The organism is Mycobacterium sp. NGS39, from assembly GCF_059812765.1.
This window is the reverse complement of sequence record NZ_JCALDH010000009.1, coordinates 55,343-71,682: the sequence shown is the minus strand read 5'-3', so window position 1 is coordinate 71,682 and position 16,340 is coordinate 55,343. Positions and strand designations below refer to the sequence as shown.

13 protein-coding genes are annotated in these 16,340 nt (G+C 67.9%); 11 read left to right on the top strand and 2 right to left on the bottom strand.

Translation table 11 applies throughout. The features are described from left to right. Positions 1-103 precede the first annotated feature (103 nt). Positions 104-1,711 (bottom strand): N-acetylmuramoyl-L-alanine amidase, encoded by a 1,608-nt coding sequence (locus AC5Y39_RS14120; RefSeq protein ID WP_500021163.1) that lies wholly within the window; start codon positions 1,709-1,711, stop codon positions 104-106. Positions 1,712-1,824: 113 nt separating this feature from the next. Further along, positions 1,825-2,742: a hypothetical protein gene (locus tag AC5Y39_RS14115; protein WP_500021165.1), complete on the bottom strand. Its 918-nt coding sequence runs from the start codon at positions 2,740-2,742 to the stop codon at positions 1,825-1,827. A gap of 236 nt (positions 2,743-2,978) precedes the next feature. Between AC5Y39_RS14115 and glf the strand changes: the two genes are divergently transcribed. The 11 genes from glf (at position 2,979) to fadD32 (ending at position 16,326) form a co-directional block, all read left to right on the top strand. Further along, a complete protein-coding gene (gene glf / locus AC5Y39_RS14110) occupies positions 2,979-4,199 on the top strand; it encodes a UDP-galactopyranose mutase (RefSeq protein WP_500021167.1) in 1,221 nt (406 codons plus the stop codon). Further along, entirely contained in the window at positions 4,196-6,079 is a 1,884-nt protein-coding gene (locus AC5Y39_RS14105) for a glycosyltransferase (protein ID WP_500021169.1), read from the top strand. The genes glf and AC5Y39_RS14105 overlap by 4 nt, the downstream gene beginning before the upstream one ends. Beyond that, positions 6,072-6,581: a phosphatase PAP2 family protein gene (locus AC5Y39_RS14100; RefSeq protein ID WP_500021171.1), complete on the top strand. Its 510-nt coding sequence runs from the start codon at positions 6,072-6,074 to the stop codon at positions 6,579-6,581. Before AC5Y39_RS14105 ends, AC5Y39_RS14100 begins: the two co-directional genes overlap by 8 nt. Further along, positions 6,578-7,495: a decaprenyl-phosphate phosphoribosyltransferase gene (locus tag AC5Y39_RS14095; RefSeq protein ID WP_500021173.1), complete on the top strand. Its 918-nt coding sequence runs from the start codon at positions 6,578-6,580 to the stop codon at positions 7,493-7,495. Before AC5Y39_RS14100 ends, AC5Y39_RS14095 begins: the two co-directional genes overlap by 4 nt. Further along, positions 7,473-9,395, top strand: a complete 1,923-nt coding sequence (gene aftB, locus AC5Y39_RS14090) for a terminal beta-(1->2)-arabinofuranosyltransferase (RefSeq protein ID WP_500021175.1) — start codon at positions 7,473-7,475, stop codon at positions 9,393-9,395. Before AC5Y39_RS14095 ends, aftB begins: the two co-directional genes overlap by 23 nt. Before the next feature lie 237 nt (positions 9,396-9,632). Next, the gene (locus AC5Y39_RS14085; protein ID WP_500021177.1) at positions 9,633-10,619 is read left to right on the top strand and encodes an esterase family protein; all 987 of its coding nucleotides are present in this window, start codon (positions 9,633-9,635) and stop codon (positions 10,617-10,619) included. Between the two features lie 135 nt (positions 10,620-10,754). Then, positions 10,755-11,648, top strand: a complete 894-nt coding sequence (locus tag AC5Y39_RS14080) for an alpha/beta hydrolase-fold protein (protein ID WP_500021179.1) — start codon at positions 10,755-10,757, stop codon at positions 11,646-11,648. A gap of 70 nt (positions 11,649-11,718) precedes the next feature. Then, positions 11,719-12,198 (top strand): DUF732 domain-containing protein, encoded by a 480-nt coding sequence (locus AC5Y39_RS14075; RefSeq protein ID WP_500021181.1) that lies wholly within the window; start codon positions 11,719-11,721, stop codon positions 12,196-12,198. A gap of 9 nt (positions 12,199-12,207) precedes the next feature. Then, positions 12,208-13,221, top strand: coding sequence for a carboxylesterase Culp6 (gene culp6 / locus AC5Y39_RS14070; RefSeq protein ID WP_500021183.1), 1,014 nt, complete (start codon positions 12,208-12,210; stop codon positions 13,219-13,221). A 2-nt stretch (positions 13,222-13,223) separates the two neighbouring features. Beyond that, on the top strand, positions 13,224-14,141 hold the full coding sequence (locus tag AC5Y39_RS14065; RefSeq protein ID WP_500021185.1) for a cutinase family protein: 918 nt from the start codon (positions 13,224-13,226) through the stop codon (positions 14,139-14,141). Between the two features lie 289 nt (positions 14,142-14,430). Then, a complete protein-coding gene (fadD32, locus tag AC5Y39_RS14060; RefSeq protein ID WP_500021274.1) occupies positions 14,431-16,326 on the top strand; it encodes a long-chain-fatty-acid--AMP ligase FadD32 in 1,896 nt (631 codons plus the stop codon). Positions 16,327-16,340 lie beyond the last annotated feature (14 nt).

The following is a 16,340-nucleotide window of genomic DNA, read 5'->3' as shown; positions in this document are numbered from 1 at the left end:
GCACTTTTATGAGTAGCCGCCACCTACCAATTCTACCTGCTAGCAAATGCAAAAAGGCCGATTCGGGCTGGTGACGGACACGAAGCCGGACCCAATAACGCCCCTACCGGTTGATCGAGCTGAAGCGCTCCAGCTGCGGCGGCGGCCCGTTCGCCGGCGGCGGCGACACCTCATAGGCCAGACCGTCGATCACCTGAAGGACCCGGGGCCTTTCCCTGTCGAAGTTCAGCGTGCCGTGCTGGAAGTTCTGCACCACCCATTGCGGCTCGCTGATTTCACCGCTGGTCGGCAAGCCGAGCGGGCCGCGTTCGTACCCGAGTTCGGCCCACGCGTCGTAAATCGCCCCGCCGACCGGATTGGCGCCCGTGCGCGGCGACCAGTACACCGCGCCGTGCGCGAATCGCACATAGCGGGCGCCCCCGTCGGCCGGTGACTCAGGTGAGGTGGGCGGACCCAGCCAGCTGTTCATCCCGCCGAGCCCCTGCCAGCGCGCATAAATGGCGCCGCCCTGAAGTGAGTCGGCCAGATCCTGCGGACCGGGCGGGTCGTTGAACCGGGCCGCCATGTCGCGGATGTGGTTCAACTCCGCGTAGGCGGCATTGCCCGGGCAGTCGGTGGCTCCGACGTCGCGGTGCGAGAAGATCGTCGGCAGCGTCGCAGGTGCACCTGCGGGGAACTTGGTGAACTCGCCGCCCGCCGACGTCAGCGTCACTGTGCCGCGCGGGTCGACCCCGTCGAGCGACATCCGCCAGCCGATCAGCCGCGCGACCGTGCGCAGCTGGATCGGAGACGGCGGCACCGCGTCGAAGGTGCCGAGCATCGCCACGCCAAAGGTGTCGACGTTGAAGCCGCCGGTGTGGGTGCCCTGGACCGCTTTGGTGATGCCGCCGGCACGGCCCTCGAACACCTGGCCGTACTTGTCCACCAGTGCGTTGTAGGCGATGTCGCACCAGCCCAGCGTCCGGGTGTGGTACGCGTAGATCGCCCGGATGATTTCAGCCGAGTCCTGTGGTGAATAGTCGTTGCTGCCCGCGGTGTGATGCACCACCGCCGCGCGAATTCCCTTGTCGTACACGGTCTGACCACACCGTATCGACTCGTCGGCGCCCCACTGCGCGCGACCGATGATCGCCGGCGGTTGCCCCGGCGGCGTGACGGCGGTGGGGATGGCGAACTGGTCGGACGGTGCCTGCGGCGGGGTGATCAGCACCGCGTTGACGGTCTGGCCGAACGGCTGCTCGACGTTGGCGGGGATGTAACCGAGATCATGTGGTGGCGCCTTCGGCGCCTTCGGTGCGGGCGCCGGGGCGGCCGGGCGTTTGATCGCGATCTGCACGGCCGTGGTGCGACCGACGAACACCGGCTCGGTGCCGCGGGGCGCGGCCGCCCCGTCGGGACCGGCGTACTCGTCGGTCTCGGCGTCATACCAGGGGCCCCAGGTGCCGTCGGGGCGCTTCGCGCGGACCCGCGCCGTGGTGCGGGCGTCAGTGCCCGTCAGCGCCACCAACGAAAACGGTGTGGCCTGGCTGACCTCGCGAATCGTCTCGCCGGCGCCGATGTCGGTCAGCGGCTGCTGTGCTAGCGCGGTGTCGTCGGCTCGCGGTGTCTTGGCCGGCTGCTCGCCCGGCACGCCGCCGATCGCCCACGGCAGCAGCAGGGTCGTCGCCACCACTGCGGTGAACACTAGCGACGGCGCAGGGCGGCATCCCACGAGCCGATGTTACGTATGTGCCAATTGTTACCAGTGTTGCGACACACCGTTACGCGCACGGTAACGGCACCGCAGAGCTCGCCTTCTCTGCGGTGCCGTTTGGCCGGGCGGTCTTAAGGGGTCGGCGGGGGAGCCGGCGCCGGGGCAGCGGGAGGAGCTGCCGATTTGATCGCCTGCATGATCGAAGGCACCACCACGCCCTTCAGCAGGTCGATCGCCTGGCTGGCGCCGAGCTGCGACGCGGCGTTGGACAGATCCGACAGCAGGCCGCCGCTGGCTGGCGCTGCGGCCGGCGTCGCGGCGCCCAGCAGCGGGTCACCCAGAATCGGATAGGTGCCGCTCAGCGGGTCCGGGCCCAGCGGTGCGCTGATCGGAACCTCTCCCGGTGGCGCCGTGAGCCCCGGCGTGGTGCCGAGCGGGCTGGTCAGCCCCGGGGTCAGACCGGTCGACGGAGTCGTCAGACCGGGCGTCGTCACCGTCGCGGTGCCCGCCGGCGTCGCGGCCGTGGCCGCGCCGGGAGTGAGGGTCGGGTTCGCCAGCGCGGCGTCACCGAGCACCGACTGAGGTGACGTGATCGGTGCCGTCGGAGTGGTGAGTCCCGGAGTAGGAGCGGTGAGGCCGGGTGCGGGCGTCGTGAGCCCCGGCGTCGGCGTCGTGAGACCGGGGGTCGGAGCGGTCAGGCCCGGCGTCGTCGCCGTCAACCCCGGCGCGGTCAAGCTGCCTGGCGTGGCGGTGAGCCCGCCCGGCGACGTCAGGGGCGACGACGCCGACGGCGTGCTGCTCGAGCCCAGGATGCCGGACATGTTGGGCACGACGATCCCGAACTGCGAGAGACTGGACTGCAGCGCGGACATGATTTCCCCGGGCAGATCGGTCACCATCGCCGCCTGCACGAAGTCGTGCTGCTGGGGGGCGGGCGCACTCTGCGCGGTCAATTCAGACACAGCGGTCACTGCGAATGGACTTGCCACGGCCAGGGCGGCCACCGCGCTCATGGCTGTGGAGAGCCTGCGTCGGCGTCTGTTCGGCACGGAAGTCTCCTCAATCTGGACAACAAATCGTCGGCGTAGTAGGTGCAACTACGGGTCAGCACCCGCGGACGACAACTTGCGCCGACCCGCCAATACCAACGTTCCCGATGGTACGGATGTGAATCCTGTGATTAGAGTGACGAGACGGAATCGTAAGGCAATCGCGACCTACCCGCGTCGGCCCCCGCAGCCTGGCGAAATGGTTTGGGAGTGAAGGTCCGATACCCTAGCTGCCGATGACCTCACCTGATGTCGGCCCGGTGGCCTCCGGGCCCTTCGATCTCTTCGTCGTCGGCTCCGGATTCTTCGGCTTGACGATCGCCGAACGGGTGGCTACTCAATTGGGCAAGCGGGTGCTCGTCGTCGAACGGCGGCCGCACATCGGCGGCAACGCCTACTCGGAGCCCGAACCGCAGACCGGCATCGAGGTGCACAAGTACGGTGCCCACCTCTTCCACACCTCCAACAAGAGGGTGTGGGACTACGTCAACCAGTTCACCGAGTTCACCGGCTACCAGCACCGCGTGTTCTCGATGCACAACGGCCAGGCCTACCAATTCCCCATGGGCCTGGGCCTGGTGTCGCAGTTCTTCGGCCGCTACTACTCGCCCGAGGAAGCCCGCAAGCTGATCGCCGAGCAGGCCTCCGAGATCGACACCGCCGACGCGCAGAACCTCGAAGAGAAAGCGATCTCACTGATCGGCCGCCCGCTCTACGAGGCGTTCATCAAGGGCTACACCGCCAAGCAGTGGCAGACCGACCCGAAGGAGCTGCCCGCCGGCAACATCACCCGGCTGCCGGTGCGCTACACCTTCGACAACCGCTACTTCAACGACACCTACGAAGGGCTGCCCGTCAACGGCTACACCGCGTGGCTGCAGAACATGGCCGCCGACGAGCGAATCGAGGTGCTTCTGGACACCGACTGGTTCGACGTGCGCGACGAACTACGGGCGGCCAGTCCCGACGCGCCGGTGGTCTATACCGGGCCGCTGGACCGCTACTTCGACTACGCCGAGGGCCGATTGGGCTGGCGCACTTTGGATTTCGAGACCGAGGTGCTGGACATCGGTGATTTCCAGGGCACTCCGGTGATGAACTACAACGACATCGACGTGCCGTTCACCCGGATCCTCGAGTTCCGCCACTTCCACCCGGAGCGTGAGTATCCGGCCGACAAGACCGTGATCGTGCGCGAGTACTCGCGGTTCGCCGCGGACGACGACGAGCCCTACTACCCGATCAACGCCGATGGCGACCGTTCGCTGCTGGCCGCATACCGCGCCCGTGCGAAAGCCGAAACCGCCACGGCCAAGGTGCTTTTCGGCGGTCGGCTGGGCACCTACCAGTACCTCGACATGCACATGGCGATCGCCAGCGCGCTCTCCATGTTCGACAACGTGCTGGCCCCGCACCTACGTGATGGCACGCCACTTGCCGAAAGCGCCGGGGAATGACCAAGGCCGTCAGCCTGCTGGCCCGCGTCATCCTGCCCCGCCCCGGCGAGCCTCTGGATGTGCGCAAGCTCTACATCGAGGAGTCGGCCACCAACGCCCGCCGCGCACACGCCGCCAGCCGCACCGCGTTACAGATCGGCAGCGAGTCCGAAGTGTCGTTCTCCACGTATTTCAACGCTTTTCCGGCCAGCTACTGGCGTCGCTGGTCGACGCTGACGTCGGTGGTGCTGCACGCCGAGCTCAGCGGCACGGGGCGGGTCGACGTATATCGAAGCAAGGCCACCGGCGCGCGGATCTATGTCGAAGGCCGCGAATTCTCCGGCGATCAGCAGACCGTCGAATTCGAAATCGACCTGGGCCCGTTCGAAGACGGCGGCTGGATATGGTTCGACATCACCACCGACAGCGCGGTCACTCTGCACAACGCGGGCTGGTTCGCGCCGGTGGCCGCGCCCGGCGTCGCGAACATCGCGGTCGGCATTCCCACCTTCAACCGCCCGGCCGATTGCGTGCAGTCGCTGCGTGCGCTGACGTCGGACCCGTTGGTGGACAACGTGATCGGTGCAGTGATCGTGCCGGATCAGGGAACCGCGAAGGTGCGTGACCACCCGGGCTTCGCCGAAGCCGCGGCCGCGCTGGGCCAGCGCCTGTCGATTCACGACCAGCCCAACCTTGGCGGCTCAGGCGGCTACAGCCGAGTGATGTACGAGGCGCTGAAAAACACCGACTGCCAGCAGATCCTGTTCATGGACGACGACGTGCGCATCGAGCCCGACTCGGTGCTGCGCGCGCTGGCGATGAACCGGTTCGCCAAGACGCCGACGCTCGTCGGTGGGCAGATGCTCAATCTCCAAGACCCGTCGCACCTGCACGTGATGGGCGAGGTGGTCGACCGCGGCACGTTCATGTGGACGCACGCACCGCACGCCAAGTACGACCACGACTTCGCGCGAAAACCTCTGCGCGGCAATCACCCTGACAGCAAGCTGCTGCACCGTCGCATCGACGTCGACTACAACGGCTGGTGGATGTGCATGATCCCGCGACAGGTCGCCGACGAGTTGGGCCAGCCGCTGCCGCTGTTCATCAAGTGGGACGACGCCGACTACGGCCTGCGCGCCGCCGAGCACGGCTATCCCACGGTGACCATGCCGGGCACGGCGATCTGGCACATGGCCTGGAGCGACAAGGACGATGCCATCGACTGGCAGGCGTACTTCCATCTGCGCAACCGCCTGGTGGTCGCCGCCCTGCACTGGGACGGCGACGTGCGCGGGCTGTTGCGCAGCATGCTCAAAGCCACGCTGAAACACCTTCTCTGCCTTGAGTATTCGACGGTCGCGATCCAGAACAAGGCGATCGACGACTTCCTGGCCGGTCCTGAGCACATTTTCTCGATCCTGGAATCGGCGTTGCCTGCCGTGCATCAGATCCGCCGCCAGTATCCCGACGCGGTGGTGCTGCCCTCGGCGACCGCGCTGCCGCCGCCGTCGGGCATGGTGGGTCGAGTCGCCGAGCCGAAAACCGCCCCCGCCAAGGCAATTCGGCTGGCCCACGGCATCCTGCACCAGCTGACCAAGGCCGACCCCGCACATCACCAGCGGCCCCAGCTGAACGTGCCCACCCAGGATTCGCGATGGTTTCTACTGTGCAACGTCGACGGCGTGACCGTCACCACCGCCGACAGCCGCGGAGTGGTTTACCGGCAGCGGGACCGGCGAAAGATGTTCTCCCTGCTGCGCCAGTCGGTGCGCCGGCAGCGCAAGCTGGCCCGTCGGTTCGACGAGATGCGCGGGGTTTACCGGGCGGCGCTGCCAATGCTGACCAGCACCCAGAGTTGGGAATCGGTCCTTCTCCCCGCGGTGAGCAGCCATGGTTGACCAACCCCGGGGCGAAGTGGCCGCGCTGGTGGCCGTGCAGTCCGCGCTCGCTCGGCCGGGCGTGGTCGCGGTGGCCCGCGCGATGTCGCACTTCGGCGAGCACAGCGCCGGCTGGCTGGTGCTCTGCGCTGCCGGGGCGATAGCGCAACCGCGGCGTCGCCGCGAGTGGCTGCTGGCCGGTGCCGGGGCGTTCGTCGCGCACGCCGCCGCGGTCCTGATCAAGCGGGTGGTGCGTCGTCGTCGTCCCGCCCATCCCGCGGTGGCGGTGAACGTCGGCACGCCCAGCGCGCTGAGCTTTCCGTCGGCGCACGCCACCTCGACCACCGCGGCCGCAGTGTTGATGGCACCGCTCACGGGTCTGCCGCTGCCGGTGCTGCTGGTTCCGCCGATGGCGTTGTCGCGCATGGTGCTCGGGGTGCACTACCCCAGCGATGTGCTGACCGGGGTGGCGGTCGGGGCAGTGGTCGGACAGCTTTTCAAGAAGATCGGGAACAGCGCATGAGCGAGCAAGCGCCAGAGGTGACACGGCCGCCCGACAACCTGATCGCCGGCCTGATCCGCGCCATCCGGCCTCGCCAGTGGGTGAAGAACGTCTTGGTGTTCGCCGCACCGCTGGCGGCGCTGGGCGGCGACGTCAAGTACGACTACCGCGGCGTGCTGGTCGACGTGGCGATCGCTTTCGTCGTGTTCTGCATGGCGGCCTCGTCGGTGTATCTGGTCAACGACGTCCGCGACGTCGAGGCCGACCGTCAGCACCCCACCAAGCGATTCCGGCCGATCGCGGCCGGCGTGGTGCCCGAGTGGCTGGCGTACACGCTGGCGGTGGTGCTCGGTGCCGCGTCACTGGTGATTGCGCTGGTGTTCGTCAACACGGACCTCGCGATCGTGATGGCCGTCTACATCGGAATCCAGCTGGCGTACTGCTTCGGCTTGAAACACCAAGCGGTGCTCGATATCTGCATCGTCTCGTCGGCGTATCTGATCCGCGCGATCGCCGGTGGCGCCGCCGCCAAGATCCCGCTGTCGCAGTGGTTTTTGCTCGTGATGGCGTTCGGGTCGCTGTTCATGGTGGCCGGCAAGCGTTATGCCGAGCTGCAGCTGGCCGAACACACCGGCGCCAAGATCCGCAAGTCGCTGGAGAGCTACACCGGCACCTATCTGCGGTTCGTGTGGACGCTCTCGGCGACCGCGGTGGTGTTGTGCTACGGGCTGTTTGCGTTCCAGCGCGACGGCGGCTCCGGCTCGTGGTGGGTGATCTCGATGATCCCGTTCACCATCGCGATCCTGCGCTACGCAGTGGATGTCGACGGCGGCATGGCCGGCGAACCGGAAGAGATCGCGTTGCGCGACCGGGTTCTGCAGTTCCTGGCATTGCTGTGGATCGGGACAGTTGGTGCGGCCGTCTTCGTCCGTTAGCGCGCGTCGGCTCGAGCTGACCGCGCAGGCGAGCCTGTGGGTCAGCGTGGCGGTGGTCGCCGTGCTGTTCGGCTGGGGAGCGTGGCAGCGGCGCTGGATCGCCGACGACGGACTCATCGTCCTGCGCACAGTGCGAAACCTGTTGGCGGGCAACGGCCCGGTGTTCAACGTCGGTGAACGGGTAGAGGCCAACACGTCGACGGTGTGGACGTATCTGGTGTATCTGGGTGCGCTCGTCGGCGGCCCGGTGCGGCTGGAGTACGTCGCGTTGGTGCTGGCGCTGACGCTGTCCGTGCTGGGCATGGTCTTCGTGATGGTCGGCACGGCACGGCTTTACGCGCCGGGGCTGCTCGGGCGTCGGGCGTTGCTGCTGCCGGCCGGTGCGCTGGTGTATATCGCGGTGCCGCCGGCGCGCGACTTCGCCACCTCGGGTCTGGAAAACGGCTTGGTGCTGGCGTATCTCGGGCTGCTGTGGTGGATGTTGGTGTGCTGGGGTCAGCAGAAGCAGACCGGCCGCGGGTTCACCGCCGCGCTGGCGTTCGTCGCAGGGCTCTCGGTGCTGGTGCGTCCGGAGCTCGCATTGATCGGCGGTCTGGCGCTGGTGATGATGCTGATCGCCGCGCGCGATTGGGGCGTGCGGGTGCTGATCGTCGGGGCGGGCGGCCTATTGCCGGTGGCGTACCAGATCTTCCGGATGGGGTACTACGCGCTGCTGGTACCGGGCACTGCGCTGGCCAAGGACGCCTCGGGAAAGAAATGGTCGCAGGGCTTCGTCTATCTGGCCAACTTCAACGGGCCGTACGCGCTGTGGATCCCGGCGATCCTGACGGTCGGGCTGGCGGTGTTGGTGCTCGCAGGCCGCAGCCGCGCCTGGTGGGTGAACGACGGCGACACCGCGCCCCGGAGCCGCGCCGCCCGGCTGGTGCAGAACCCGGCCGCCGTCGTCGTCCTCATCGTCGTCAGCGGGCTGCTGCAAGCGCTCTATTGGATTCGGCAGGGCGGCGACTTCATGCACGGGCGGGTGTTGCTGACGCCGATGTTCTGCCTCTTGGCCCCAGTCGCGGTGATCCCGCTGGTGCTGCCCGACCGGTTGCGCCTGTCCCGCGAGACCGGCACGGTGCTGGCCGCGGCCACGGCCGCGGTGTGGCTGGCGATTGTGGGCTGGTCGCTGTGGGCAGCCAATTCGCCGGGCATGGGTGCCGACGCCACCCGGGTCACCTACACCGGGATCGTCGACGAGCGGCGGTTCTACGCGCAGGCCACCGGCCACGCCCATCCGCTGACGGCCGCCGACTACCTGGACTATCCGCGCATGCGGGCGGTGCTGGAGGCAATCGAGAACACCCCGGACGGCGCGCTGCTGCTGCCGTCCGGCAACTACACGCAGTGGGACGTCGTGCCCGCGGATCCGGTGGCGTTGGGCCCGAATCCGCCCAAACCCGGCCCGCACACGGTGTTCTTCACCAATCTCGGCATGCTCGGCATGAACGTCGGCCTGGACGTGCGCGTGATCGACCAGATCGGATTGGCGAACCCGCTCGCCGCCCACACGGCGCGGCTGGAGGACGCCCGGATCGGCCACGACAAGAACCTGTTCCCCGACTGGGCGGTGGCCGAGGGGCCGTGGCTCGAGGAGCACCCGTATCTGCCGACGTACCTCGACGAGGACTGGGTCCGGCAGGCCAAAGCGGCCCTGAAATGCCCGAGCACAGACGCGGTACTGACGTCGATCAGAGGACCGCTGACACTACGCCGCTTCCTGTCCAACGTGGTGCACGCGTACCAGTTCACCAGCTACCGGATCGACCGGGTGCCGCGCTACGAGCTGTTGCGCTGCGGGTTGAGTGAACCGCCGTTGCGGGCTACCCCTTACACTGGCTTACCGGCGACGGGCCCGTAGCGTCTGAGCTGCGGGTTTCGTTCGGGTCGGGGAAACCGCAACGGCGCGGTGAGCATCGCAATGGATGTCGACGGAAGGCGTGAACCGGCCTCTATCTGACATGGGAGAGGATTCCCACATCTGGGTCAGCCCGAGGCTCACGGTTACAGGTCTGCACCGACGGTGTGGTTGACTACCCGGGACACGACGGCGTCCGACGCCGTCGTTGCGCGTTAAAAGGATGGGATGGACATATTGATGAAGTTCGTTGAGAAGATGCGCGGCCGCTGGGCGCGCCGGCTGACGGTCGCCGCCGTGGCGGCCGCGCTGCTGCCCGGCCTCGTCGGCGTCGTCGGAGGCGCGGCGACTGCGAGCGCGTTCTCCCGGCCCGGTCTGCCGGTCGAGTACCTGGACGTGCCGTCGCCCGCGATGGGCCGCGACATCCGCGTTCAGTTCCAAAGCGGTGGCGCGAACTCGCCGGCGGTCTACCTACTCGACGGCCTGCGGGCGCGAGACGACTACAACGGTTGGGACATCGAGACCAACGCGTTCGAGATGTACTACCAGTCCGGCCTGTCCGTGGTGATGCCGGTCGGCGGCCAGTCCAGCTTCTACAGCGACTGGTACAAGCCGGCGTGCGGCAAGAACGGCTGCCTGACCTACAAGTGGGAGACGTTCCTCACCCAGGAGCTGCCGGCGTGGCTGGCGGCCAACCGCCAGGTGAAGCCGACGGGCAGCGCGGCGGTCGGTCTGTCCATGGCCGGTTCGGCGGCGCTGACGCTGGCGATCTACTACCCGCAGCAGTTCCCGTACGCGGCCTCCCTGTCGGGCTTTTTGAACCTGTCCGAGGGCTGGTGGCCGATGCTGGTCGGCCTGTCGATGGGTGACGCGGGCGGCTACAAGTCCGAGGACATGTGGGGCCCGTCCAGCGACCCGGCCTGGAAGCGCAACGACCCGATGGTCAACGTCCAGAAGCTCGTCGACAACAACACCCGCATCTGGGTGTACTGCGGCAACGGCAAGCCCAACGAGCTGGGTGGCGGCGACTTCAACGCCAAGTTCCTCGAAGGGTTCACCCTGCGGACGAACAAGTCGTTCAAGGACGCCTACATCGCCGCCGGCGGCAAGAACGGGGTGTTCAACTTCCCCGAGGCCGGTACCCACAGCTGGGCCTACTGGGGCCAGCAGCTGGCCGCGATGAAGCCCGACATCCAGCGGGTGCTGGGCGCTACGCCCACCGCGTAGAAGCACGCTATCGAGTAACGGCGGCGACCATCCGGTCGTCGCCGTTACTCGTTTCTGCGCCAGGAGTTCTGTGTCGCGGGTCGGCGTGATGTGGTTCACTACGTTGCGGATTCGGCGACGGCAGGGAGGGTGGCTATGAAGCTTGCAGGGGTGCTGTTCCGCGTGTTGGCCGCAGCCATCCTCGGAATCGGCCTGTTCGCCGGCCCGGTCTCACCGACCGCCAGGGCCGACGCCGTCGAGTACCTGATGGTGCCGTCGGCAGCGATGGGCCGCGACATCCCGGTCGCCTTTCTCGGCGGCGGCCCGCACGCGGTCGTCCTGCTCGACGCGTTCAACGCCGGCGACGCCGTCAGCAACTGGGTCACGGTCGGCAATGCGATGAACACGCTGGCCGGCAAGGGCGTCTCGGTGGCCGCCCCGGCCAGCGGCGCGTTCAGCATGTACACCAACTGGGAGCAGGACGGCAGCCGCCAGTGGGAGACCTTCCTGGCCGACGAGCTGCCCAACTGGCTGGCCGCCAACAAGGGATTGGCGCCCGGCGGTCACGCGATCGTCGGCGCCGCGCAGGGCGGCTACGGCGCGGTGGCGATGGCGACCTTCCACCCCGACCGGTACAGCTACGCCGGCTCGATGTCGGGCTTCCTCACGCCGTCTCGGACCACCGAAAACGGCGCGATCACCGACGGGCTGATGCGATTCGGTGGCGTGGACACCCGCAACATGTGGGGCCTGCCGCAGCTCGGCCGCTGGAAATGGCACGACCCGGACGTGCACATCTCGTTGCTGGTGCAGAACAACACCCGGCTGTGGGTGTTCAGCCCGCAGACGCTGACGTGCAGCGACGAGCCCGCGATGATCGGGTACTGCGACCAGGCGCAAGGCATGAACCGCTTCTTCTACCAGCACTACCGCCAGGTCGGCGGCCACAACGGGCACTTCGACTTCCCGGCCGGCGGCAACCACGACTGGTCTAGCTGGGGGCCGCAGCTCGCCGCGATGACCGGGGATCTGGTGGCCGCGATCAGGTAGCTGACGACGCGGCGGCGAACTGCGAGATTGCTCACCCGGGCCGCCGCCGCTCAGCCGGTACCGTGGAAACGTGCAACCGACCTCCAGGCGCGTGGCCGGGTCTTCGACAATGGCGACGCTGACGCTTGCGGCCGCCGTGCTGTCGGGTTGCTCGGCGTCCGACGGCCTGATGTCCAGCGTCGCGCTGCCGGCCGACGAGACCACCACGCTGGCGTCGGGAATTCAGCCCGCCGCGCCTGCGCAGCCGCCGGCCGGTGCCAGCGGCAGCGAGCGCAAACTGACGGTCACCGGTCAGCAGCGCGCGTACCTCGACGCGCTGGACGCCGATGGAGTGCATCCGTCCAGTGAGCTGCTGGCGCTGTCCATCGGCTCCTACGTCTGCCAGGCCCGCGCTGCGGGGCAGAGCCCGCAGGCGGTATGGGACTACGTGCATCCGCTGGTGTCCAGCGACGTGCACGGCGCTCACCTGACCTCCATGCCGCCCACCGGGGCGGACGTCGACACCGCGACCGCAACGTACATCCGCATCGCGACCGAACGCCTCTGCTAGCAGGAGACCATGGCCAACACCAATCGGCGGAAACGCCACCGCATCCTCGCGCTCGCTGCCGCTGGGGCGGTGGCAGTGGTGGTGGCGCTGGGGCTGGTCCTGATGGTGGTCATGCAGCGGGCCACCAAACCCTCGGCGCCGCAACCGTCCACACCGCCCAACGCCCAGCCGCCCACCACCTCGGGCGGGCCGAAGAAGCCGCGCCCGGAGTTCCAGGACGCCAGCTGCCCCGACGTGATGCTGCTGTCGATTCCCGGCACGTGGGAGTCATCGCCGCAGCAGGATCCGCTGAATCCAGCGCAGTTCCCGAATGCGTTGCTGCTCAACGTAACTCGACCACTCGCCGACCAGTTCGGCGGCGCTCGGGTGCAGACGTACACGGTGCCCTACACCGCGCAGTTCCACAATCCGTTCTCCCGGGACAACCAGATCAGCTACAACGACAGCCGTAAAGAGGGCATGGACAACGCGGTGCGGGCGCTGACCGACATGACCAACCGCTGCCCACTGACCAGCTACGTGATCGTCGGCTTCTCGCAGGGCGCGGTGATCGCGGGCGACATCGCCAGTGACATCGGCAACGGCCGCGGACCCGTCGACGAGGACCTTGTGCTCGGGGTGACGCTGATCGCCGACGGGCGCCGCCAGACCGGTGTCGGTCAAGACGTGCCGCCGACGCCGCCGGGACAGGGCGCCGAGATCACGTTGCACGAGGTGCCTCTGCTGTCGGAGTTCGGGCTCACCATGACAGGCCCGCGTCCGGGCGGCTTCGGGGCGCTCAACGACCGTGTCAACGAAATCTGCGCGCCCGGGGATTTGATCTGCGCGGCACCCGAAGAAGCGTTCAACATCACGAACCTGCCGGCCACGCTCGACGTGCTGGCCGGCGGCGCGGGCCAGCCGGTGCACGCGCTGTACAACACCACGCAGTTCTGGAGCTCCGACGGCCAGCCGGCCACGGTGTGGACGCGTAACTGGGCGGTGGGCAAGATCGACGCGGCCCCGCATCCCAAGCACGGCTGACGATGGCGGGTGTGAATCGGCGGCGCCGCCGCCTAGTGATCGCGGTCGTCGGCGTGCTTGTGCTGGCTGCCGTGGTGGCAGTGGTCGTGTTCGTGCTGCTGCGGCCGCGGCCTTCGGTGCAGGGCGCCGGCTGTCCCGACGTGCAGCTGGTGTCCATCCCCGGCACCTGGGAGTCGTCACCGCAGCAAGACCCCGTCAACCCCACGCAGTTTCCAAATGCGTTGCTGCTGAACGTGACTCGTCCACTGAGCGAGCAGTTCGGCTCGGACCGGCTGCAGGTGTACACCGTCGCCTACATCGCTCAGTTCCACCGGCCGCTGTCCGGTGACAACGAGGTCAGCTACGACGACAGCCGCAAGCAGGGCACCGATGTCACCCGTAAGGCGATCGCCGACATCGCCGACCGGTGCCCGCGCACCAACTTCGTGATCGTCGGCTTCTCGCAAGGTGCGGTGATCGGTGGCGACATCGCCAGCGACATCGGCAACGGCCGCGGTCCGGTCGACGCGGGCCGGGTGCTGGGCGTGACGCTGATTGCCGACGGGCGCCGCCAGCCCGGCGTCGGCCGCGACGTGGGGCCCAACCCGCCGGGTGAGGGCGCGGAGATCACGCTGAAGGGCATGCCGTTCATCCCTTCGGGAATCACGATGACCGGCCCACGCGACGGCGGCTTCGGCGAGCTGAACGACCGCGTGAACGAGATCTGCGCCGAGGGCGATCTGATCTGCGCCGCGCCGGCCGGCGCGTTCAACCTGCTGAACCTGCCCGGCACGCTGCAAGCACTGCTCGGCGCGGCGGGAGAGCCCGTCCACGGAAAGTACGCCACAACGGAGTACTGGAAGCTCGACGGACGTTCGGCGACAGACTGGACGCGCGACTGGGCAGCCGATGTGATCAACAACGCGCCGAAAACACGATGAGGTTCCGAAGACTGCGGCGCAGACTGCGGGCATAGCACAGATTCGCAACATTCACGACGTGAACGGGCTGGCGATTTGGCCGCCGACCAGCCGTCCCCTAACATTAAGAAATAACTAAGAGCGGCAACGGCTGTGATCGGCGGCCACGCGACGGCGGCGGACGCTCCGACCTCTGTACGATCTTTAAGGTTTGGGGTTTCGCGGCGCAGAGCCAGCCGAACGCGGCCGGCCCGCTTGAGTTGACAACCGACCCCGCCCGTGGGCTTCGACAGGAGAGTGGAACGTGCCGATTTGGGTGAACCCGTTCATCGACAAGAAGACGGGACGACTCAGCTTCCCGCACGGCGCCAGCATCCCCCGGCATGTGGAGCGGTGGGCGGGCATCCGCGCCGACCACCTGGCCTACCGGTTCCTTGATTTCTCCACCGAGCGCGACGGCGTCGAACGCGACATCACGTGGGGCCAGTTCTCCGCGCGCAGCCGTGCGATCGCCGCGCGCCTTCAGCAGGTCACCGAACCGAATGACCGCGTCGCGATCCTCTGCCCGCAGAACCTCGACTACCTGACGTCGTTCTACGGCACCATCTACTCGGGCCGCATTGCCGTTCCGCTGTTCGACCCGGCCGAGCCCGGTCACGTCGGGCGCTTGCACGCAGTGCTCGACGACTGCACCCCCTCGACGATTCTGACCACCACCGGCGCCGCGGAAGGTGTGCGCAAGTTCTTCCACAAGCGCCCGGCCAAGGAGCGCCCACGCATCATCGCGGTCGACGCGGTGCCCGACGAGGTCGCCGAAACCTGGGTGATGCCCGACACCCCGACCGAAGAGACCATCGCGTATCTGCAGTACACGTCGGGCTCCACCCGCAGCCCGGCCGGTGTGCAGATCACCCACATTGCGGTGGCCACCAACATCGCGCAGGTGATGACCGCGCTGGAGTTCGAAGAGGGCGACCGCGGAGTGTCGTGGCTGCCGTTCTTCCACGACATGGGCCTGATCACGATCATGCTGCCGTCGATTCTTGGCCGGCACATGACGTTCATGACCCCGGCCGCGTTCGTCCGTCGGCCCATCCGCTGGATGCGCGAGCTCGGCGTCAAGGGCGACGACCGCGGCCGCGTGGTGTCGGCCGCGCCCAACTTCGCGTTCGAGCACGCTGCGCGCCGCGGCCTGCCCAAGGACGGCGAGGAACTCGACCTGAGCAACGTGCAGACGATCCTCAACGGCAGCGAGCCGGTGTCGCAGGCGTCGATGCGCAAGTTCACCGAGGCGTTCGCGCCGTACGGGCTGGAGCCGTCGGCCATCAAGCCGTCGTACGGGATGGCCGAGGCCACGCTGTTCGTGTCGACGACGATCCCGCACCAGGCACCGAAGATCATCAACGTCGACCGCAACGAGCTGGTCAAAGACCGGCTGGTCGAGGTCCCGGAGGGTTCGCCCAACGCGGTGCCGCAGGTGTCGTGCGGCAAGATCGGCTTCGACGAGTGGGCGGTGATCGTCGACCCGGACACCGCCAGCGAGCTGCCCGATGGCCAGATCGGCGAGATCTGGGTGCACGGCAACAACGTCGGCTCCGGCTACTGGAATCGGGAAGAGGAAACGCGCGAGACGTTCAAGAACATCCTCAAGTCGCGCACCAATCCCTCGCACGCCGAAGGCGCGCCCGATGACGCGATGTGGATGCGCACCGGCGACCTCGGCGCGTTCCTCGACGGCGAGTTCTACGTCACCGGCCGGATCAAGGAGCTGGTGATCATCGACGGCCGCAACCACTACCCGCAGGATCTGGAGTACACCGCGCAGGAGGCCACCCGGGCGATCCGGCCGGGCTTCGCTGCGGCGTTCTCGGTGCCGGCCAACCAGCTGCCGCAGCAGGTGTTCGACAATCCGCACGCCGGGCTGAAGTACGACCCGGAGGACACCTCCGAACAACTGGTCATCGTCGCCGAACGGGCCCCGGGCACGCACAAGATCGAGGTCGAGCCCGTCGCCGACGACATCCGCGCCGCGATTGCGGTGCGCCACGGCGTGACCGTGCGTGACGTGCTGCTGATGCCCGCGGGCACTATCCCGCGAACCTCCAGCGGCAAGATCGGCCGGCGAGCCTGCCGGGCCGCCTACATCGACGGCAGCCTGCGCGGCGGTACCGCCTCAGCCAACTCATTCCCCGACGCTGCGGACTGACAACGCGAAAAGCT